Origin of the sequence: Intestinimonas butyriciproducens (assembly GCF_004154955.1) — a bacterium.
GTDB lineage: Bacteria > Bacillota > Clostridia > Oscillospirales > Oscillospiraceae > Intestinimonas > Intestinimonas butyriciproducens.
Map to the genome: position 1 here is coordinate 2,401,825 of NZ_CP011524.1, position 19,848 is coordinate 2,421,672.

Sequence of the window (19,848 nt, forward strand, 5' to 3'; positions counted from 1 at the left end):
GGCGGCAGTTGCCCAACAGCCCCGCCGGGCATACCCGGCGGGGCCAAAGCTTAACATTGATCTGCTTTTTGCGGAATCATTGCACCTGCATGGCGCTGACGGTGAGCTCGTCCCCGGCACAGTCCACCACCAGGGTGTCGCCGGGCTCCACCTCGCCGGAGATGATCTTCCGGCTGATGAGGGTCTCCACGGTGTGCTGGAGGTAACGGCGCAGGGGCCGGGCGCCGTAAATGGGATCGTAGGCGCTGTCGATGACGTGGTCCTTGGCCCGCTCGGTGAGACTCACGGTGAGCTGCTTGTCTCCCAGCCTCCGGTTGAGCTCCGCCACCATCAGGTCGATGATGTGGGTGACGTTGTCCTTGGTAAGGGGCTTATAGAACACGATCTCGTCCAGCCGGTTGAGGAACTCGGGCCGGAAGGAGTGCTTCAGCAGGTCGCTGACCTGGTTTCTGGCCTCCTCGGTGATTTCCCCGTTGGGACCGATGCCGTCCAGCAGGAACTGAGAGCCCAAGTTAGAGGTAAGGATGATGATGGTGTTCTTGAAATCCACCGTCCGGCCTTGACTATCCGTAATACGGCCGTCATCCAATACCTGGAGTAATATATTGAACACGTCCGGGTGGGCCTTCTCCACCTCGTCGAAGAGGACCACGGAGTAGGGCTGGCGGCGGACGGCCTCGGTGAGCTGGCCGCCCTCCTCATAGCCCACATATCCGGGAGGGGCGCCGATGAGCCGGGAAACAGAGAACTTCTCCATATACTCCGACATATCGATCCGCACCAAGTTCTTCTCGCTGTCGAAGAGGGCTTCGGCCAGGGTCTTGGCCAGCTCCGTCTTGCCCACACCCGTGGGGCCCAGGAACAGGAAGGAACCGATGGGCTTGTCGGGGTCGGCGATGCCGGCCCTGCTTCTCAGGATAGCCTCGCTCACCAGGCGCACGGCTTCGTCCTGGCCCACCACCCTCTGGTGGAGGATGTCCTCCAAATGGAGGAGCTTCTCCCGCTCGCCCTCCATGAGCTTGGACACGGGGATGCCGGTCCATCGCTGGATGATGCGGGCGATCTCCTCCTCCGTGACCTTATCCCGCAGCAGGGAGCGCTCCTTGCCCTCCTGGGCGATCCGCTCCTCGGCCTCCAGGGCCTTCTGGAGCTCGGGGATCTTGCCGTACTGGAGCTCCGCAGCCTTGTTGAGGTCGTACTCCCGCTGGGCCTTCTCCAGCGCCGCGTTGGCGTTTTCCATCTCCTCGCGGAGCTTCTGCACCTTGCCGATGGCGTTCTTCTCGTTCTCCCACTGGGCCTTTTGGGCGTTGAACTCATCCCGCATCTCGGCCAGCTCTCTCTGGATCTCGGCGAGATGCTCCTTGGAAATGCCGTCGTCCTCCTTCTTGAGGGCGGCCTCCTCGATCTCATGCTGGATGATCTTCCGGCGGATCACATCCAGCTCGGTGGGCATGGAGTCGATCTCTGTGCGGATCATGGCGCAGGCTTCGTCCACTAGGTCGATGGCCTTGTCGGGGAGAAACCGGTCGGTGATATAGCGGTTGGAGAGGGTGGCGGCGGCAATGATGGCGTTGTCGGTGATCTTCACGCCGTGGAACACCTCGTAGCGCTCCTTCAGGCCGCGGAGGATGGCGATGGTGTCCTCCACCGTGGGCTCGCTGACCATGACGGGCTGGAACCGGCGCTCCAGGGCCGCGTCCTTTTCGATATACTGGCGATACTCGTTGAGGGTGGTGGCGCCGATGCAGTGGAGCTCGCCCCGGGCCAGCATGGGCTTGAGGAGGTTGCCTGCATCCATGGCGCCCTCGGTCTTGCCCGCGCCCACGATGGTGTGGAGCTCGTCGATGAAGAGGATGATCCGTCCCTCGGACTTCCTGACCTCGCCCAACACCGCTTTGAGCCGCTCTTCAAACTCGCCGCGGTACTTGGCGCCGGCCACCAGGGAACCCATATCCAGGGCGAAGATGGTCTTGTCCTTCAGGGAACCGGGCACGTCCCCTTTGACGATCCGCTGGGCCAGGCCCTCGGCGATGGCGGTCTTGCCCACGCCGGGCTCGCCGATGAGGACCGGATTGTTCTTGCTCTTCCGGCTCAGGATGCGGATCACGTTTCGGATCTCGTCGTCCCGACCGATGACGGGGTCCAGCTTATTCTGCCGGGCCCGCTCCACCAGATCGGAACCGTATTTCTTGAGGGCGTCGTAGGTCTCCTCAGGGTTGTCGGAGGTCACCCTCTGGTTGCCCCGGATGGCGGAGAGGGCTTTGAGCACCCCCTCCTTGGTGATGTTGTAGGTACGGAACAAGTCTTTGAGCCCGCCGTTGGCCGTCTCCACCAGGGCGAGGAGCAGATGCTCCACAGAGACATATTCATCCTTCATGGAGGAGGCCACGGCTTCCGCCCGGTTGAGGGCCTTGTCCACGTCGGCGGCGATATAGACCTTGCCCGCCTCCCGGCCGCCGCCCACCGTCACCCGAGGCAGCTCCTCTACCTCTTTACGGACGGCCGCTTCCAGACTCGGGACGGTGAGGCCCATGCCGCCCAGGAGCTGCGGGATCAGGCCGTTCTCCTGCTCCAACAGTGCGTAGAGGAGATGGACCTGTTCGATCTGCTGGTTGCCGTACTCCTGGGCGATGGTCTGGGCGTTTTGCACCGCTTCCAGGGATTTCTGTGTGAATTGATTCATGTTCATGGTGGTTCACATCCTTTCCGGAGTGATTGATTTACAAATTTTTGGTGTCCCGGCCCAGGAGATAATCCACAGTGACGTGGTAATAGTCGGCCAGGACGATCAGATGGTGGGCGGGAATCTCTTGAATCCCCTTTTCATATTTGTAATACTGCTGCTGTGTTGTTCCCAGCAGGCAACCCACTTCCGCCTGCGTCATATCCTGATCCTCTCGCAAATCGCGCAGTCTTGGATAGCAGTACATGTTATCACCTCATGAGGACCATATCACAAACCTGATTGGATGTATTGACTTTAAACCCGATCAGATTTATAATGTCCCTTGAGGTAAATGCTATGATATCCCCCAAAATCTATATCGCGCGCCCACAGGTCTGCGGCACCTGCGTCCACTATCGCCAGCACTACGTCCTGAGCGAGGGCGGACGGCTCGAACCTCTCTGGTACGGGCACTGTCACGTACCCCACCATGGGCGGTATCCGCAGCCCGACGGGACCTGTCCGCACTGGGAGGCATACAGGGAGGAGCCGGCCAGACCGCGCTGACCGGCTCCTTCTCTCCCAGCAGAGCGCTCCGGAGCCCTGGCGCTTGTCACGCTCCGGCCCATCCGCGCTGTTTACTCTATGGCGATGCGCTTGCTCTCCGGCACGGCAGGAATGACCTTGGGGAGATGCAGCTCCAACACGCCGTTCTGATAGGAGGCGGTGATGTGCTCGTCATCCACACCGCTGATGTCGAAGGAACGGCGGAAGGACCCATAGCGGCGCTCCCTGCGGATATAACCGCCCTGCTCGTTCTTTTCGTCCTTGCTCTCGCTGTGCTCGGCGGAGATGGTGAGGATCCCATCCTTCACATCCAGCTTGATATCCTCTTTCTGGAAACCGGGCAGCTCTGCCTCCAGCACGAACTTGTCGCCCGCGTCGCGGATATCGGTGCGGAAATCGGGCAGGGCGGCGCTGCTGTTGCCGAAGAACTTGCGCTCAAAGTTGTCAAAAATATCAAAGAAATTGTCGTTATTGCGCTCAAAGGGAATCATACCAAACATATAAAAGGCTCCTTTCAAACTGTGATCCATCTTGATTTCTCTGTTAGCAGTCATTAGACTAATTTGCTAAAATCCTTTGCTTTTCATGGAAACCATCCTCTTTCCGGGGACTGCGCCCTCTCGAACGCGCCCCCTTGTCTCATCTTCTGGACCTAGTATAAGCCTGGATTATGAACAAATATACAGGCAAATATGTCTAAACTGTAAATGTTAGCACTCATCATTATAGAGTGCTAATTCCTTGGCGTCAGAAAGGCGGACCGGGCCGTTTCCGGTCCGCTCCGCCCCCTGCGGTACTTCGCTTCTATAGTTACGGCAACTTCCCATATGCCTCGTCATACACCGGCTCGCACCACTCGTTCCCGGCGCCCTCCCCCGGTATCTCCACGGCCAGGTGGGCAAACCAACTGTCCTTGGCGGCGCCGTGCCAGTGCTTCACGTTGGCGGGAATATGGACCACATCTCCGGTCCGGAGTTCACGGGCTGGCTTTCCCTCCTCCTGGTACCACCCCCGGCCGCCGATGCACAGCAGGATCTGCCCGCCGCCTTTTGCGGCCCGGTGTATGTGCCAGTTGTTTCGGCAGCCCGGCTCAAAGGTCACGTTGCCGATGACCACCCCCTCCAGCGAGAGCATATTCAAATAGCTCCGGCCCACAAAATAGGGGGCAAAGGCGGCGTTCTCCGCCCCCCGGGGAAAGATCACGCCTTGCTTCCAGTCACACATGGCCGTTCTTCTTTCCGTCCTGATGCCGCTGAAGCAGCTGCGCCTTGCACATCAGGCCCTTTTCATACCGCTCGATCTTGTGATTGAGCCGGTCCAGCGACTGCTGCATCTCTTCCATGCGGGCCGTCAATTGTTCCCGCTGCTCGATCAGGAGGGCCTTGCGGGCCTCCACGGTCTCGTCGCCCCGCTGGAAGAGGGCCACATACTCGATCAGCGCCTCGATCTGCACGCCCGCGGCGCGCATACACTTCATCAGCTCGATCCAGTTGCAGGACTCCTCGTCGTAGTCCCGGATACCGCTCTTGGTGCGGGGTACCGGTGGAATCAGTCCGATGCGTTCGTAATAGCGCAGGGTGTCCGCCGACAGGTCGAATCTCCTGCTCACTTCTGCAATGGTCATGGCGTCTGTCTCCTTTCCAGCATTCAGCCGGTCTCTCCCTTCGCGCACAAAGGGTCCCGGCGGCCTTTTGAGCCGGACGGGTATCCCGCAGGCCACGCAGTCACCTGCCTTGCCCCGTCCGGCGGTGCGGCCCCATCATAGTAAAGCGTTGTCTCAGCCCTTGTACGTTTGCTTCGCGTTCCTGCAGACAGAGAGGCGTCGCAGGATCTTCTCCTCTGTTCCGCATGCTTTTTACTACCATAACACCTGGAGTAGACTCCAAGTCAATAGGCTGCTCCTCTTTTTTGAAAATATTTTTCAGGCCGGTTTCACGCGGGCCTCCCTGGAAAAGGGAACCCTGCTTTTGAACCGGTTCAAAAGCAGGGTTCCTTCGGCGCCCCAGCGCCGCAGAAAGCGATTGCCCGACCAAAAGAGTTGGTCAAAACCTCCATTTGGAAAATCAGGAAATCCCCTGTTCCGCCAGCCTTACCCGCAAATCTTTCATCCTGAATTCTGCCATTGGGCCGGGGGATGCGGACAAAAAGTTGGAGGGGAAGCAGCTCATTGCTGTGGAGAGCACCAGCTATATCGACAACCATGGTATGAAGTGGAACGGCAACAACCAGTACACCATGCCCATTCAAGTAGCGATGTATCGCTGTTACCAGCAACAGATGCTTCACTTGGAGGAACAGCGGAATCGGCAAGCGGGCAGTTTCAGGAGTTTCCGTGGGCGTTAAAAATGGGGGCGAATCCAGAGAGAAAAATCAGTTCTGCGGTCGTTATCCCGCAGTGCCTGCTCCCACAGGAAAAAAACAGAGGGCAAGCCCCGGAGAGGAGATCAACATGAGCAAAAAAGAGAAACTTCCCCTCTACCTGTCGCCGGAGAAAAAAGCAACCCTGGAGCGAAGATATACGGAAGATGGCAGCCGAAATCTCACCGGCTTTATCGTAAAGTCGGTGGAGCTGGACATGGGTCTGAGTACGCTGGCGGACTGTGTTAAGCTGGACGATGAGTACCTGCGAGGAGAAGGGCGGTACTTTGACGCCCTGGGATACCAAGACCGCCGCGGGGACTCGCACCATTTACCCTGTCGCCCAGCACTGCCGAGTCGCTCCGGGAGCGGAAAAGACTGCCCTGACGGAATGGATCTTTCCCCATCCGTTAAAGCCGGAGCAGCCCACCCCCCGAGCGCTGCCTCTGACAAAACAGAATCCAGTCACCGACTTCCAGCCGGTGACCAAGTGTACCCGAAAGCCCGGTACCGGTTGCATCTCTGACCTCAATGACCACCTCTTGGGGGGCCGCTACTTGCCCGCCCGGCCGGACGGAACCAAACACTTCAAGCCCGTCTACGTCCACACCCGGGAGGAATGCGAGGAGGAACTGAAGGTGCTCATTCGGCAGATGAACGCGGAGCGGAAGGCCGTACAGGACCGCCTGCAGGGGATCACCCCACCGTGCGAGCTCCACAAGAAGGAGCGCCAGATCTGGGCGTACATGAAGTTCCATCCTGAGGAAACTAACATGAACGTCATCACCAAAGGCGCGAAGGCAACCATGCACATGGTGGCCAAGCACTATTGAGATGCTCCAAAAGATGTTGGGAATAGAAAAGCGAGAGGGGACGGCATCATGAATGCGCCGTCCCCTTCTAAGGATCATGTCTCTATTTTCTGTTTGGTTTCCTCTTAATGCCCAAAAGCCTGATAAAATCATCAAACAACGAGGTGTCTGTTGGCTCAAACATCAGCCATTTTCCATCGTGGTAAGTCTGCGTTTCGTCATAAATTCTTTGAACTTCCTCTGAGTAATGTTCTCTGTCATTTACGAATTTCAAGCGCTCATCCTTACCTAAGACGATCATAAATCCTATGCAGTTTTCTCTCGCATACAGTGCGCATAGGGTTTTGCCGCCTCGGCGGTATTTATATTCATAGGTCCATGCTTTCCCACCGCTGCCCCACAGACGTTCCATGTCATATTTTTCATCAATCAAGGCACATAATTGAGTCCAGATCTCGTATAAGGATTTTCCCACTAAAGTTGTCATTTGCTCTGCGTCCGGTACCATGTCAAGCACGACAGCCGCCTCCTCTATCAATCAGAATTATATTGTTATTCTACCGTATAGGTATGAGTTTCTCTATCAAATTCCTCTTATAGCGAGGCGGCTGTCGATCAAGCCTCTCGTGCTCCTTTATCGCACAGGGGCATTTTCCCGTGGGGGATGTGCCTTACTTCTTTTCCACCGGAATCCAGACCTCGCAGTAGTAGTCCTGGTCCTGAGCGCCGTTCTCAAACTTGCTGGCGTCGCTGTACAGCTCCACGTTGATGCCGGCGGCGATCTTGTAGTCTGGGTTCGTGGGCAGCCACTGGGAGAATATCTGCTGGTTCAGCCCCTGGAGAGCCTGAGGCATCCGGCCGGTGCAGGGGAACACCGCCCAGGTGTGGGCCGGGATGGTACGGGTGGTGAAGCCGTCAGGGATTTCCTTGGCTGGATCGTAGTTGTCGGCGATGAGATATTCAAACTCGTTGCCGCCCATACTCTCGTCCAGGTTGATGCCGTACATGCCGCACACCACCTTGCCTCCACCTGTGCCGAAATGCTCCGCCCAGAACTGGGGGACCTGAGCGGCGGCGTCCTCATACTTGAAAGTCTTTGCCCTCTTCCATCTGCGTCAGCATGAAGGACACCAGCTTCTGCGCAACGTGCTGTCTCCGGCAGGCCGGGTCCACCGCCAGGAAGCATAGCTCACCCGGTTCCTTGGAAAACAGCAAAATGCCCGCCATGCGGTCCGCCTCCGCCGCGCAGACGGCGGAGGAATTTTCCATAAAGCGCAGGACTGTGGCTCTGTGTTCCTCCATAGCTTCGGCGGTCTCCAGACCGGAAAAGACATCCCGGACCTGTTCCACCAGCGCCATCTAGGCATGAATGTCTTGTGTTTGTGCGAGTTTTATTTCCATGGTTTTATTCCTCATTGCGATCCATTGGACGCTGCCCTTTCTGTATGTGCGGTGATGATCGTGTAGCTTCGGGCATGAATGGTGATACGCACCCCATCCACCCCGCAGTACCAGTTCTTGCCCTGCTGATAAATCACGCAGTTTCTCTTCAAAATCAAAGCCTTGCAATATGCGACTGCGTCCGTCTCTATGTTCAGATTCCGCTTGATCCGTTCTGTACCCATCACAGTCGTATGGAGCCTGTCAAGATTAGAGATCAGCGTCCGGTTGTCCTGTGCAAGCGGAGTCCCATCCATAGAAGCGCTCATTTCAGCAGTTCCTTTCGCAGATCATCCAGATACAGCTTCTGCTGCCGTTTCAGATATCCGGGGATAAAGGGGAGCATCCACCAGTGCTTGGCGGTGACGGCCTCAGTGCAAGTCAGCCGGGTGCCGCCCTCCGCCGACTCGAAGGCCCCTTCCCAGGAGCCGGACATGTTGCCGCTCTCCATGGTAAAGGCCCATTGACGGAGCGGCTCACAGACTGTGACCGCAAAGTTGGTGGCGTAGCCGCTTTTGGTGTGTTCCACAAAACGGCCCTCGTCCAGTACCTCCACCCGCGCAAGATCACTGCGCCAGGCGGTATGGGTGAGGTCGGTCACCGTATGCCACACCCGCTCCACCGGACAGGGAAAATGGACTGTCACTTTGGAAACCGCCATACGATCACCCCTTCTTTTGTTTCTTGTTGAGCTTCAGGCTGATACCTTGGCGGTCCGCCGCCTCCTGAAGCAGCCCCACAGCGGCAAGGGCACGATCCTTGACCGTCTGCTCTGCCAGTTCCGGCCGGCTGTCCAGAGCGGCCATCACAGAGCGCAGATCCTCCAGGAGCAAGAGATGGACCGCTGTGTTGAAAAGAGTTTTACGGCGGCCATCGTTGTAATAGGCCAGAAGTTTATCCAGGATCGCCCGTTTTTCCTCCAGTTGGGCAAGGTACGCCTCCAGTCCCAGTTCCCGGGCCTGGGCAATGTCCTGCTGCCGGTTCCGGTGAGGGACAAAGGAATCCCCGTCGCCGAAGCCATCATAGCGGGGACAGGGGTACTCCGGGCATTCCCAGCAAAACTGGACGCCGCCGTGCTCCAGGGAGCACCGGGCCATAGCGCAGCTCTGATTGCCTGCTCCGCCGCCGCAGCCGGGACAGTGGCCGCCCAGGTGCATGGAGCACAGGGCGCAGTTGAGGCCACACAGGGAGAAGCGGGTTTCTGTACGGGTAAAACCTTTCATGCCGTTTCCTCCCTTAGAACCACAGCGCCTGCTCTTCCCGGAACACCGGGGTTTTCCCTTGGGCGTAGGGGTCATAACGATTTTCGTTGCAGCCGAATTCCTGCAAAAAGCGGATCTGTCCCGCTCCATTCCAACGAATGAGGGAGAGACCGTCAAAGCTCTGGATCAGACCATCTGTCATGGCGCACCGGAAGGACCACTCCACTACGGTTTGGTCCCCTTTGTGAAAATACTGCCGGATATCCCAGCGCTGCACGGTTCCCCGGGTGTTCCACTCGTCAAACCACAGCTTGATTTTCCCACTTCCGTGATACTCCGGCCCCCAGCTCTCGATGTAGACGGCGTCGGGGGCAAAAAGGTCCTCAATGCCCGTGTTCTGCTTGTCCAGCCACATGGAAACCCACTGCCGGATTTTGTTTTCCCGCTGCTTCTCCATTGTTGTTTCCATATCCACGCTCCCCTGTTGCACCGCTTGGGTGATGTCCCGCAGCATCAAATATTCCGTGTCTTTTTCCTCCAGGATCTGAAATTCCGCCCGCTCATACAGGCGCAACGCTGGATTTTTTCTCTGAACAGAGAGCGATGCCCGTAGATAACCGTTCTCCCGCAGCAGAAACAGAAGGCTGTCCAGCAGCTGTGTCCCAATGCCCAGCCCGCGGTATCCCGGCAATAGCGAGATGGTCAGGGATGGCGTACTGCTGTCGATGTGGCCATAGTACTCCATGATACGGCTCCACACTGCGCCAACGACCGTTCCCTCCGTCTCGGCAACGAGACAGTGATCCCCGGGTTGTGTGCCAAAACCTGCAATATAGACCTGCAGCTCCGGCAGATCGACCACCGACCGGGGCGGCGGTTCCGCTCCCTACGGGAGATAGGATAGATGGCCTAATAGAGAAATTCCCGCAGAAGACCACATCCCTTCGGGCACATTTTGCGGATTTGTGTATAAATGTGTTTCATTACTCTGTCCTTTTGGTGGGGTGCCGGATGACGGTTTTCATCCGCTCCGGTTTACACCGCCGCACATCACTGAGGTAGATCTCGTGGTGGAACCGGCCCTCCCCAAAGTCCGCCTCATAGCCCTGGGCCTTGGCGTATTCCTCCATGGCGGCCACCGTGGCGGGCTCGTCGTCGTAGGGGCCAATGTGCATGCACTGGACGCACACTCCCTCCTCCCAAGGGAAGAACTCCACCGGAGAGAAATCCTTCTGCTTCTTTTCCGTAGCCTCCCGGATCGCCCAGTCAAAGACCTCTCTCGTCACAAACTCCGGCAGCCGGATGAGGGAGATCCACTGAAAATCCGCCTTGCAGGCGTAGTCTATCCCATGGACGCCCTCCTGCCACCACAGGCCCTCCAGGGGCGGCACCACATAGTCAAAGTACCCCTCCAGCTTGTGCTTGCCCATCTTGCTCATTTTGATGGTGAAGGCCACGGCGTAGAGCATTCCCAGGGCCTGCTTATAGGCGCCATCCTCCTCATTGGGATCACCCTGGCCCCACACCGCCAGGAAATTCATAGCCGGTACCGTGACGATACCCGGCGTCGTGGGAGGCAGATAGAATTCCTTGTATTCTTTCTTGTAATCAAAGGGCATGGTCATTCCTCCTCTTCTTTTGGTGCCTGCTTCTCAGCGCCTCGCAGGTGACGCGCACCAGCCCCGTCATCCGCTCCCGGTCCTCCACATCTTCCACCAGCAGGGAGTCCTTCGCCCCCTCATAAGGCGGAGCCTTGGGCAGGTCGGGGAACGCCGCTTCGCCCCGCGGGGTAATCTTTACGAAAAACTGGTCGTCACAGATGACGGCGAAGAACACATCGTCGCAGTAAAGGCCGTATTCGCCGAACATCTTCCGGCTGCGGATGGCTCCGGCCTCCCGTAGCTGCTCGGCCACATAGTTCACAAAATCCGGATGAGACGCCATGCTAATCCCTCCCTCGATAACGGTCGGCCAAGGTTTGACTCCAAACTCCAAGCCGCTCCCGCAACTCTTCCGGCTCCAGCAGCTCCGCCTTGTCTCCGAAGGTCAGGACCCAGCTGAGCACGCTGTCCGCGTCTGGAAAGCCTCCGGTAAAACGCAGCCGCCCGTCCGGCTCCACGGTGAAGCGGTCCGCGCCGTACTCTTCCACCAGACGCCAGCGGCAGGTCGGGTCAAAGAGAACGGTGACCTGATATTTCACCGGAAAGACCCGCTCCGGCTCCAGGTCGGGCAGAGGCGCAGGCCGGGGCTCAAAAAGTTCCCCGGAGGTGAGGCCCGTCATACGGTTCAATTTGAACAGGCGGAAATCCTCCCGCATTTGGCACCAGCCCCACACATACCAAGCGGACCAGTGGAACACCAGGTAGCATGGCTCGACGATTCGCACCGATTCCTCTTTGGGCGAGAAATAGGTAAAGCGGATAGTATGGTGCTGCTCGATGGCCCCCTGGATGAGCTCAATTTTCGGCGGCAGACTGGTCTTGTACCAGGAGGAGAGGTCAATGAGCATGTGGGCGCTGCCGGGCACCAGCCCACCCGTCCCGGCGGACAGCTTCTCCATCAGCTGAGCATAGCGCAGGGTGCCGCTGACGCTGTCCAGGCTCCGCAGCCCTGCCAGGATGGCCTGCATCTCCGGATCGGTGAGCACCGTACGGTCCACCCGATAGCCCTCCATGATGGAGATGCCGCCGCCTGCGCCCTGGGCGGTGGAGATGGGGATGCCCGCCCGGCACAGGGACTCGATGTCCCGCTGGATGGTCCGGCGGGACACTTCGAACTGTTCCGCCAGCTCCGGGGCGGTGACATTCTCCCGCTGGAGCAGGATGGATAGGATACCGATGAGCCGCTCCATCTTCATGAGATGCACCGCCCTTCCTGGTTTTTCCTGCATGATACCATGACGACGGCCCTGGAGTGGTATCACGCCATGTTTTTCGGCTGCCCCGTCAGAGGCGAGAAAACGACTGAAAATCGAAGCATAATCGCCGTTCTGTAGCTATTATACCATAGGAACACGACAACTGTCTGTCATGTTTCTTTTTGCCTTGTGCTTTTTGTGACCATTGGGTACAATAGGGGCAACGGAGGGGATGGTCATGGGAAAGATCGTTTTATATCTCGCCATGAGTGTGGACGGATATATTGCGGACGAGCAGGGCGGCGTGGGCTGGCTGGGCGGTGACGGCAGTGAACCGGATGCCCCCGGCAGTTACCCGGCGTTTTATGAGACGGTGGACACCATCGTTATGGGTTGGACCACCTATCGTCAGATCGTCACGGAGCTTTCCCCGGACAGCTGGCCCTATGAGGGCCGTCCCTGCTATGTGGTAACCCACCGGCAGGAAGAGGACCAGGAGGGTATCTGCTTCTGGAATGGAGAACTGACCGCCCTGGCGGGCAAGCTGAAAGCGGAGCGGGAGGGAAACATCTGGATCTGCGGCGGTGCGTCCGTGGCCGGGCAGCTGCTGAAAGAGGGGCGCATCGATAAACTGTGGCTGTCGGTAATCCCCACAGTACTGGGCAAAGGCGTGCGGCTGTACCCCGAACTAGGGCCGGAACTGCCGCTGAAGCTGGTGGGAACAGAACATTACAACGGAATCGTAGATCTGGTATACGAAAAGCGGTGACAAGCAATGAGTGATCAATTTATCAATTTGACGGAAGACAATCTGGCGCAGGAGCATTTGTGCTGCATTATCCGCAGCAAGAAGCCCCACCCCGGCGTGGAAGCCAAGCGGGCCTGGCTGGCCCAACGGCTCCGGGAAGGCCATGTGTTCCGCAAGCTGGACACCAAGGGTGTGGTGTTCATCGAGTACGCTCCGCTGGAGACCGCCTGGGCACCAGTGGAGGGAGAGAACTATCTCTACATCTACTGCTTGTGGGTCTCCGGCGAATTTAAGGGCAAGGGCTACGGCAGGCATCTGATGGAGTACTGCCTGGCCGACGCCAAATCCAAGGGGAAATCCGGTGTGTGTATGCTGGGTGCCGAAAAGCAAAAGGCCTGGCTCTCGGACCAGGCCTTCGCAGCGAAATATGGGTTTGAAACGGTGGATACCACCCCGGGCGGCTATCGGCTGCTGGCCCGCTCCTTTGACGGAACCAAGCCGCACTTTGCGGAGAATGCCAAGCAGTTGGAGATCGAAAGCTCGGACTTGACCATCTATTATAGCCCCCAGTGTCCCTACATCCATCAGAGCGTAGAACTGGTGCACAGGACCTGCGGGGAGCTGGAGGTACCCTATATCCTCATTCCAGTGGACACTTTGGAAAAGGCCAAGGCTCTGCCCGGTGTGTTCAACAACTGGGCGGTATTTTATCAAGGGAAGTTCGTGACGGTGAATCTGCTGGACGCCGCCGCTTTGAAACGGCTCCTAAAAAAGTAAGGTGTGCCCATGGAAATCAGAAAAGTTGAGAAGGATAAAAAGAAATACCTCGCCTTGCTGTTGTTGGCGGATGAGCAGGAGGACATGATCGACCGCTATCTGGAGCGTGGGACCATGTATGTGCTGGAGGACGGCGAAGTCAAAGCCGAGTGCGTGGTGGCTGCCGAGGGCGACGGCGTTCTGGAACTGAAAAACATCGCTGTGGAGCCGGGCTTTCAGGGCAAAGGCTATGGAAAGGCCCTAGTGGACTTCCTCATCCGAACCTATTCAGGACGCTATGCGGTGCTGCAGGTGGGCACTGGAGACAGCCTGTCCACCATCCCATTTTACGAGGCCTGCGGGTTTCGCAGGCACCATCTGGTGAAGAACTTCTTCACCGACCACTACGACCATCCTATCTATGAGTGCGGGGTCCAACTAGTGGATATGGTGTATCTGCAAAGGAAGATCGGAACATGAATTTGGGACTGCGTTTACTGGAGAAAAGGGACTTGCCCCAGTACAAGGCGGATATGCAGGGGGCATTCCAGCTGGGCGCCCAGGAGGGCGGCTGCTTCGCCGCCGGAGAGCTGGTGTTGCCGGAGTCCGACATCGACCGCTCCCTTGGCGCGGAGGGGGCCATCGCCTACAGGGCGGTGGAGGGCGGGCAAATCGTCGGCGGGGCCATCGTTGTTTGGGACCGGGAGAAAAAGCTGGGCCATCTGGACTTGCTCTATGTCAAACACGGCACCGGCTGCATCACCGAGATCAATGATCACCTCTTCGAGGGCCGCTACTCGCCCATGTGGATCGACGGCAAGAAGCATTCTCGCAACGTCTACGCCCACACCCGCGAGGAGTGTGAAGAAAAGCTGAAGGTGCTGATCGTAGAGATGAAGGCCGAGCTCGCGGAGCTGAAGAAGCAGAAGGCAAAAATCGGGAGCCAGCCCCAGGCTCGAGAGGGTAAGAAACGGAAGAAACCGGAGCAGACGAAAAAAGCAAGTAAAAGACTCATCTCCAGATGTGCAGATAACTTCGCACACCAGGAGATGAGTTTTCTTGAATGAAATTAGCTGTGGAACAGAAGTGGCTTTATTGGAACAGTAACATGGGATTAGAGGAATGATACCTGAGACGTTTTTTCGCAAATTCAAGAAAAGCTTTGAATATCATATTCAAGCCTCTGTACTTCCTTGAACATAGCAGCCTTAAACAGATTATCTACAGTTTGGATATCTCAAGGGCAGAGAGCAACGAGAGCTTGCAGACGATCATCCCATCAAGGCGATTTACACCCGCCGCATGAACACGATCACTCAGTATCTCCACCGTGGTACTCTGGACGAGCAGACCGCTAAGGAGATGAAGCGGTTGGCGAAAAACAAACTGAAACGGGCGATCAAAGAGGTTGCTTACGCTCAAGGCGATTATGCCACGGAAATGGAACAGGATGCTTTGCTGAAAGAAGTAAAGGCGAAAATTTGAATTTGGAGGAAGATATAATATGGTGATTGAATACAGGAAAATAGGTATTTCTGAAAAGCAAGAATTAGCAGAAGTAATCTATAGTGTTCAAGATGGATTAGGCCTTGTTTGAAAAATAAAAGTTGCACAATAAACCAAGCTATGCGAAGCTAATAGCATGAAACGATATGAACTAACAAAAGAACAATGGGGACGAATCAAGCTGCTGCTGCCACCGGAAGAAACGGGGAAGCGGGGCCGCCCCCGGAAGGATAACCGGACCATGCTAAACGGGATGCTCTGGATCGTCCGGAGCGGTGCGCAGTGGCGTGAGCTGCCGGAGACCTATGGCCCTTGGCAGTCTATATACGCCCGATTCGCCAAATGGCGGGATGACGGCACTCTGGAAGCGGTATTCCACACACTGTCTGCGGACGCGGATATGGAGAACCTGAGCATGGACTCCACTTGCGTAAAGGTGCATGAAAGCGCAAATGGCGGGGAAAAAAACGGCGGATAAGGCGGTTGGCCGTACCAAAGGCGGGTGGAACACAAAACTCCACGCTGTCGTAGACGGTCTGGGAAACCCGGTGGAGTTCCTGCTCTCCGCTGGAAATGACCACGATTCGGTTCACGCTGTTGAACTGCTGAAAAAGGTCAGAATCGGCGGGAGTGCTGTACTGGCAGATCGGGCTTATGGCGCTCGGGCAATTCGGGAATACATCTCAGAGCACGGGGCCAGCTATGTGATCCCGCCGCAGAGCAACATTTCCGATCCCCGGCCGGTTGACTGGCATCTGTATAAGGAGCGCCATCTGGTGGAGTGTTTTTTCCAGAAAATCAAGTGGTTTCGCAGAATCGCCACCAGATATGACAAGTCGGATGCTTCCTTTCTCGCCTTCGTTTATCTTGTCTCCATCGCTATTTTGTTGCTTTGGCACATTCTCTATCTTTTTTCAAACAAGGCCTAAGCTTCAAAATCTTGTCCAAGGCGGCACAGCGGATAACAGTCTTGCAAAAGGCGTTGTACCTGCGCTGGATATATTCTTGATAGGCTATCTGGTCGGTCATGGAAATTCCCCTTTCTGAATAATAGTGCGGGGCGGTGGCACTTCTTGCTGTCGCCCCTTGATTGCCTACCAGCAAAGGCGGGCGGGGCTGTCAACGGCTGCGCATATGCGCCGTTCATCTTGACCGTTGACTGGCTCGGCTGGGTTTGCTATTTACCCGACAAACTTGAATTTATTTTAAGCTATCACGTTTTACCTTCTTAAGCCTTACTATCATTACCATAGGAATTTCTTTGTTGGTTTTAAAACATTCTTCATAAAATCCATCAATGACAAATCCAGCTCTAAAACAAAGGTTAAAAATATCTTGTATGGAACGATGATAATAAATCTGCTCTTTCGGTTGCCCTTCAATCGCTATATCATAGTAACTGTGCGGTGTCATATATTTTTCAGTCAACGTGACAAAACAAGGGTGTTGCGTTGCAAAGACAAAAATTCCGCTTTCCTGCAACAGTTCATAAACAGCCATAAGAAGTGGTTCAATATCCGTAATATCCATAATTGCCATATTAGAAACTGCTTTCGTAAAGGCTCGATTTCTTTTTAATTCTAATATACTTTTTCTATCGGTCGCATCCGCCACACAAAATTCAATTTGTTTTGCATATTGTGATTGCCGTCTTTTAGCCAATTCTATCATTTTTTTGCTGTAATCAAAAGCGACAACCGAAGCGCCTCTTTGTGCAAGATACGAAGAATAATTTCCATTGCCACACGCAATATCCAAAATGTAATCCGCAGGATTAGGAGATAGAAGTTCCGTTACTTTGGGACGCACTACCTCTCTGTGAAATTCATTAGATTCGTCACCCATTGCATTATCCCAAAATTGTGCGTTCTCCTCCCAGATTTTTTTACTTTCCTCTGTTCCCATGTTCTCTCCCACTCCCCAAATTTGCTTTTTTGCTTCCATTAAATCTTCCTTACTATATTCCATTGTTACCCTCCATAACTTCTGATTGTTGCCGTCTTGACGATTATGTATCTTTACATTACCTTCTGAAACATATGGCGCACCTTGTCCAGGCGGCTGTTTGGACGGCGGGGCTGGATGACCGGCTGACCGACAGCGGCCTGATATCCTTTCAGCTCTGTAAGGCATACGCTCCGCCCGTTGGTGTAAAAGGCCAGATCAGTACGGTATGCCTGTATACAGCGGGCGGGAATCTCGCCAGTAAAGACAACTTCATCCTTTTTTACCTGGGCCGTTTCGATGGTGGCACAGTATTTCGGTGCATCATGATAAGCCCTGGAAAGGTATTCCTGGGGCGCATAGAGGATGAAGGAGAGATAAGGTTCCAGCAGCTGCGTCCCCGATTCCTTCAATGCCTGTTCCAATACAATCGGGGCCAATGAGCGGAAGTCCGCCGGCGTGCTGACCGGACTGTAATAAAGCCCGTATTCAAAGCAAATCTTACAGTCCGTTACGTTCCAGCCGAACAAGCCCTGCTCCAGCCCGTAACGGATACCATCCCTGACAGCGTTTTGAAAACTCTGGTTCAAGTATCCCAGCGAAACCCGGCTCTCGTATTGTACACCGGAGCCAAGCGAGAGTGGTGTAACAGACAGTCCTATGGATGCCCAAAACGGGTTGGGCGGCACCTCGATATGGATGGTGTGGCTGGCTGCTTTGAGCGGCCGCTCCATATAAATGACGGAGGGTTCCTTTACCACTGTTTCAAGCTTGTATTTTTCCGACAGCAAAGCGGAAACAACCTCCAACTGCACCCGGCCCAAAAAAGAAAGAATGATCTCATGGGTGATGGAATCCACTTCGCAACGCAAAAGCGGGTCAGTATCCGCAAGTTGCGTAAGAGCGTCCAGCAGCCGTTCTCTTTGCGCTGCCGTTTTCGGCGCAATCGTCGTCCGCAGCATGGGGAGGGGGTCCTCGCGCCACCTTTTACGAGGGAGCCGGGTTTGGTCCCCTAATACATCGTTTAACCTCACGCTGTCGCTGGGAAGGATAACAATTTCACCCTGATAAGCGGTGTCTGTCCGAACAATTTCCCCTTTGGATGGAATACGCATCTCTGTGATTTTCAGCTTTTCTCTCCCGGCCAGGGCCACCGTATCCCGCAGGCGCAGCGTTCCGCTGTATAACCGTAGATAGACACGCCGCTGGCCGCAATCGGTGTACTCAACCTTGAAAACGCTGCCGCATAGGGCGGCGCCCCCCTGTTCCCCAATCGGTTGGAACAGCCCTGTCACCGCATCCATCAACGGTTGAATGCCAAGGCCATTTTTGGCGCTGCCATGATAGACTGGGAACAGGGAGGCGTCTTGAACCCGCTGCTGTTCCTCCCGCGCAAGTTTTTCCCGGCTGATTGGTTCTCCTGCGATATACTTTTCCAATAATTCATCGTTATTTTCGATGACCGCATCCCATGCTTCTATGTCGGTATTTTCCTCCAGGACTATTTCCGGGGACAGCGACACCGTCTGCTTGATGATAATATCGGCGGAGAGCTTATCCCGAACAGACTGAACCACGCTCTGCAAATCAACGCCAGCCTGGTCGATCTTGTTGATAAAGATAACGGTGGGAATGTTCATTTTCCGCAGGGCATGGAACAGAATACGGGTCTGGGCCTGCACGCCATCTTTAGCGGAGATCACCAAGATGGCCCCATCTAAAACAGCCAAAGAGCGGTACACCTCCGCCAAAAAATCCATGTGGCCGGGCGTATCCACAATGTTAACTTTACATCTGTGCCACTGGAAGGAAGTGACTGCCGCTTGAATGGTAATCCCACGCTGCCGCTCCAAAAACATGGTGTCCGTCCTCGTTGTCCCTTTTTCGACGCTCCCCGGTTCTGAAATGGCTCCGCTGGCATATAGCAGGCTCTCCGTCAAGGTCGTCTTTCCAGCGTCTACATGGGCAAGAATTCCAATATTGATTATTTTCATGTGATTGTCCTCCCTTTACAGCCCCAAAGGGCATAAAAATCCCCAGCAGTAAAATACTTTTACCACTGGGGATTATAAGTTGCGGACATACACATATACAGCATACACCTGTTTGTGATTGCTGTTTTTGGGGATATGTCAAAATTGATAAGGCAAAAGTATTCTTAAATTGGGTACAAAAAACTAAGCCCCTACAAAAGGAGCTATCATAATCCTTTGTTCCCACTATTTGATTATAGTTTTATTTAAGAATACCTTGCCGCATATTTTTTACTCCTTTTCTGGATTAAATCATTGTATCACATCAGTTTTAGGAAAGCAAGTACCTAAAAGAAATTTTTCTTCCCCTTATATGTAACAATCATACCGGCTTCCTAGCGTTCAGAATGTTTTCTGCTGTCTGCTGTGGTGTTTGGTTGGAATTGTCCAACCAAAAGCCGATCCGTGGTGTTGTCTGCATTTTACTAAATACAAATTCAATGTATACAGAAAGATATAAGGAGTGGGAGGGATTCCGCCGTAGTTGGCATTGTAGGAAAATCCAAAAGTTTAGATTTTCCCACAATGCTTATCTTTTGGTCTTTGGTTCGGAATAGTGTAGTGCTGGCGGTCTATCTCTTGTTTTCGGTTGCTTGCTTCCTTACCGTACATGAGCATTTTCTGACTGATAGAAGCACCATCATATTTGGTTCTGAAATCGTCAGCGAGAACACTATAAAAAATGCCACTGCTAAGTGGTACTTCTTCCCGCCCATTAATGGTATCAATATAAGCATAAATACCTTTGGTGGTGTTCTTATACTGATATCCATCTAAAAGCTCCAAGACTTTTTCTGATTTACTCATGACAAATCCTCCTTTATTTATGTACAAGCCCCATGGAAGGTCTTGCTGTTATAAATAAAGGGAGATGTGCAAAGTTGCGATTGCTGAAACTTCCAAAACCGCTGTTGTATTTCCTGCTTTTGCCTGATTTTATACATTAATAATCTTCAAAAA

Annotated in this window: 23 protein-coding genes and 4 pseudogenes; 9 read left to right on the forward strand and 18 right to left on the reverse strand. The window is 54.8% G+C overall.

The genetic code is table 11. From position 1 onward, the window contains the following. Positions 1–76: 76 nt before the first annotated feature. Both clpB and SRB521_RS11905 read right to left on the reverse strand, forming a co-directional pair. The gene (gene clpB / locus SRB521_RS11900) at positions 77–2,689 is read right to left on the reverse strand and encodes an ATP-dependent chaperone ClpB (protein WP_116721902.1); all 2,613 of its coding nucleotides are present in this window, start codon (positions 2,687–2,689) and stop codon (positions 77–79) included. A 31-nt stretch (positions 2,690–2,720) separates the two neighbouring features. Further along, positions 2,721–2,930: a helix-turn-helix domain-containing protein gene (locus tag SRB521_RS11905; RefSeq protein ID WP_116721903.1), complete on the reverse strand. Its 210-nt coding sequence runs from the start codon at positions 2,928–2,930 to the stop codon at positions 2,721–2,723. 92 nt (positions 2,931–3,022) lie between these two features. Here SRB521_RS11905 and SRB521_RS11910 point away from each other — a divergent pair, with 92 nt between their 5' ends. After that, on the forward strand, positions 3,023–3,232 hold the full coding sequence (locus SRB521_RS11910; protein WP_116721904.1) for a hypothetical protein: 210 nt from the start codon (positions 3,023–3,025) through the stop codon (positions 3,230–3,232). Positions 3,233–3,303: 71 nt separating this feature from the next. Here SRB521_RS11910 and SRB521_RS11915 read toward each other — a convergent pair whose 3' ends face one another. From SRB521_RS11915 to SRB521_RS11925, 3 genes are all read right to left on the reverse strand, one after another. After that, the gene (locus tag SRB521_RS11915; RefSeq protein WP_033117427.1) at positions 3,304–3,732 is read right to left on the reverse strand and encodes an Hsp20/alpha crystallin family protein; all 429 of its coding nucleotides are present in this window, start codon (positions 3,730–3,732) and stop codon (positions 3,304–3,306) included. A gap of 310 nt (positions 3,733–4,042) precedes the next feature. Then, on the reverse strand, positions 4,043–4,456 hold the full coding sequence (locus SRB521_RS11920) for a cupin domain-containing protein (protein WP_116721905.1): 414 nt from the start codon (positions 4,454–4,456) through the stop codon (positions 4,043–4,045). Next, positions 4,449–4,856 (reverse strand): MerR family transcriptional regulator, encoded by a 408-nt coding sequence (locus tag SRB521_RS11925; protein WP_075705340.1) that lies wholly within the window; start codon positions 4,854–4,856, stop codon positions 4,449–4,451. Before SRB521_RS11925 ends, SRB521_RS11920 begins: the two co-directional genes overlap by 8 nt. A 431-nt stretch (positions 4,857–5,287) precedes the next feature. Here SRB521_RS11925 and SRB521_RS11930 point away from each other — a divergent pair, with 431 nt between their 5' ends. Together SRB521_RS11930 and SRB521_RS16220 are read left to right on the forward strand one after the other, a co-directional pair. Next, the gene (locus tag SRB521_RS11930; RefSeq protein ID WP_033117430.1) at positions 5,288–5,575 is read left to right on the forward strand and encodes a hypothetical protein; all 288 of its coding nucleotides are present in this window, start codon (positions 5,288–5,290) and stop codon (positions 5,573–5,575) included. A 257-nt stretch (positions 5,576–5,832) separates the two neighbouring features. After that, on the forward strand, positions 5,833–6,423 hold the full coding sequence (locus SRB521_RS16220; RefSeq protein WP_165816292.1) for a hypothetical protein: 591 nt from the start codon (positions 5,833–5,835) through the stop codon (positions 6,421–6,423). Between the two features lie 82 nt (positions 6,424–6,505). Here SRB521_RS16220 and SRB521_RS11945 read toward each other — a convergent pair whose 3' ends face one another. From SRB521_RS11945 to SRB521_RS11990, 10 genes and pseudogenes are all read right to left on the reverse strand, one after another. Further along, positions 6,506–6,919, reverse strand: a complete 414-nt coding sequence (locus SRB521_RS11945; protein WP_075705336.1) for a DUF3788 domain-containing protein — start codon at positions 6,917–6,919, stop codon at positions 6,506–6,508. A 154-nt stretch (positions 6,920–7,073) separates the two neighbouring features. After that, a pseudogene (locus SRB521_RS11950) lies at positions 7,074–7,436 on the reverse strand (GyrI-like domain-containing protein); the annotation flags it as partial. A gap of 46 nt (positions 7,437–7,482) precedes the next feature. After that, complete coding sequence (locus SRB521_RS11955; RefSeq protein ID WP_116721908.1) at positions 7,483–7,761, reverse strand: GNAT family N-acetyltransferase; 279 nt, start codon at positions 7,759–7,761, stop codon at positions 7,483–7,485. Between the two features lie 53 nt (positions 7,762–7,814). Beyond that, positions 7,815–8,099, reverse strand: a complete 285-nt coding sequence (locus tag SRB521_RS11960; RefSeq protein ID WP_033117494.1) for a DUF3781 domain-containing protein — start codon at positions 8,097–8,099, stop codon at positions 7,815–7,817. An 8-nt stretch (positions 8,100–8,107) separates the two neighbouring features. Then, a complete protein-coding gene (locus SRB521_RS11965; protein ID WP_116721909.1) occupies positions 8,108–8,503 on the reverse strand; it encodes an SRPBCC family protein in 396 nt (131 codons plus the stop codon). A gap of 4 nt (positions 8,504–8,507) precedes the next feature. Next, the gene (locus tag SRB521_RS11970; protein ID WP_075705334.1) at positions 8,508–9,065 is read right to left on the reverse strand and encodes a DUF3795 domain-containing protein; all 558 of its coding nucleotides are present in this window, start codon (positions 9,063–9,065) and stop codon (positions 8,508–8,510) included. A 13-nt stretch (positions 9,066–9,078) separates the two neighbouring features. Continuing rightward, the gene (locus tag SRB521_RS16925; protein ID WP_116721910.1) at positions 9,079–9,906 is read right to left on the reverse strand and encodes a GNAT family N-acetyltransferase; all 828 of its coding nucleotides are present in this window, start codon (positions 9,904–9,906) and stop codon (positions 9,079–9,081) included. A gap of 121 nt (positions 9,907–10,027) precedes the next feature. Then, complete coding sequence (locus SRB521_RS11980) at positions 10,028–10,663, reverse strand: GyrI-like domain-containing protein (protein ID WP_116721911.1); 636 nt, start codon at positions 10,661–10,663, stop codon at positions 10,028–10,030. Continuing rightward, positions 10,653–10,988 carry a TfoX/Sxy family protein gene (locus tag SRB521_RS11985; protein ID WP_033117438.1) on the reverse strand — a complete coding sequence of 112 codons (336 nt, stop codon included), beginning with the start codon at positions 10,986–10,988 and terminating at the stop codon, positions 10,653–10,655. The genes SRB521_RS11980 and SRB521_RS11985 overlap by 11 nt, the downstream gene beginning before the upstream one ends. A 1-nt stretch (position 10,989) precedes the next feature. Then, positions 10,990–11,901, reverse strand: a complete 912-nt coding sequence (locus SRB521_RS11990) for a helix-turn-helix transcriptional regulator (RefSeq protein ID WP_116721912.1) — start codon at positions 11,899–11,901, stop codon at positions 10,990–10,992. 238 nt (positions 11,902–12,139) lie between these two features. Here SRB521_RS11990 and SRB521_RS11995 point away from each other — a divergent pair, with 238 nt between their 5' ends. The 6 genes and pseudogenes from SRB521_RS11995 to SRB521_RS12020 all read left to right on the forward strand — a co-directional run bounded on the left by SRB521_RS11995 (position 12,140) and on the right by SRB521_RS12020 (position 15,840). Then, a complete protein-coding gene (locus SRB521_RS11995; protein ID WP_165366635.1) occupies positions 12,140–12,670 on the forward strand; it encodes a dihydrofolate reductase family protein in 531 nt (176 codons plus the stop codon). Between the two features lie 6 nt (positions 12,671–12,676). Beyond that, positions 12,677–13,426: a GNAT family N-acetyltransferase gene (locus SRB521_RS12000; RefSeq protein WP_116721914.1), complete on the forward strand. Its 750-nt coding sequence runs from the start codon at positions 12,677–12,679 to the stop codon at positions 13,424–13,426. 9 nt (positions 13,427–13,435) lie between these two features. Continuing rightward, positions 13,436–13,885 carry a GNAT family N-acetyltransferase gene (locus SRB521_RS12005; protein WP_116721915.1) on the forward strand — a complete coding sequence of 150 codons (450 nt, stop codon included), beginning with the start codon at positions 13,436–13,438 and terminating at the stop codon, positions 13,883–13,885. Between the two features lie 260 nt (positions 13,886–14,145). Next, positions 14,146–14,472 (forward strand): annotated as a pseudogene (locus tag SRB521_RS16555) (hypothetical protein); the annotation flags it as partial. Between the two features lie 169 nt (positions 14,473–14,641). Further along, positions 14,642–14,890, forward strand: a pseudogene (locus SRB521_RS12015) (DUF6076 domain-containing protein); the annotation flags it as partial. A gap of 157 nt (positions 14,891–15,047) precedes the next feature. Next, a pseudogene (locus SRB521_RS12020) lies at positions 15,048–15,840 on the forward strand (IS5 family transposase). 271 nt (positions 15,841–16,111) lie between these two features. Here the strand turns inward: SRB521_RS12020 and SRB521_RS12030 are convergent. From SRB521_RS12030 to SRB521_RS12045, 3 genes are all read right to left on the reverse strand, one after another. Continuing rightward, entirely contained in the window at positions 16,112–16,879 is a 768-nt protein-coding gene (locus SRB521_RS12030; protein WP_002586626.1) for a class I SAM-dependent methyltransferase, read from the reverse strand. Positions 16,880–16,929: 50 nt separating this feature from the next. Then, positions 16,930–18,849: a tetracycline resistance ribosomal protection protein Tet(W) gene (gene tet(W) / locus SRB521_RS12035; protein ID WP_002586627.1), complete on the reverse strand. Its 1,920-nt coding sequence runs from the start codon at positions 18,847–18,849 to the stop codon at positions 16,930–16,932. Positions 18,850–19,398: 549 nt separating this feature from the next. Further along, positions 19,399–19,695 carry a hypothetical protein gene (locus SRB521_RS12045; RefSeq protein WP_116722566.1) on the reverse strand — a complete coding sequence of 99 codons (297 nt, stop codon included), beginning with the start codon at positions 19,693–19,695 and terminating at the stop codon, positions 19,399–19,401. Between the last annotated feature and the right edge of the window lie 153 nt (positions 19,696–19,848).